At 37.0% G+C, this 243-nt stretch carries 1 protein-coding gene; it reads right to left on the bottom strand.

Going from position 1 to position 243, the window contains the following annotated elements; translation table 11 throughout:
• Positions 1-243 (bottom strand): DALR domain-containing protein (locus BZK24_RS08865; protein ID WP_341537522.1); only part of this gene is annotated, 243 nt, incomplete at both ends.

Below are 243 nucleotides of genomic sequence, written 5' to 3'. Positions count from 1 at the left end.
TTTTTTCAATTTCTTGTTTTTCGCTCTCGCTCACGCCTAACTGGAAATACGCGCTAGGGTCTTTAAACCCGATGCCAAGCAGTTCTTCTATGAATTTCAAATTCTCTAAAATTTCGCCCTTCAACGCCTTGTTTTTAGGGTTTTGATCCAGTTTTTCATTCGTAGAAGAAAGCATGCTTTCTAAAACGCTCAACGCTTTAGAAACGTTTAAACCATCTTTCATGCATTCTAACATTTCTTTTT

Source organism: Helicobacter pylori (genome assembly GCF_001998165.1).
In the GTDB taxonomy this organism is placed as follows: Bacteria; Campylobacterota; Campylobacteria; order Campylobacterales; family Helicobacteraceae; genus Helicobacter; species Helicobacter pylori_DL.
This window is presented reverse-complemented; position numbering and strand designations above follow the sequence as displayed.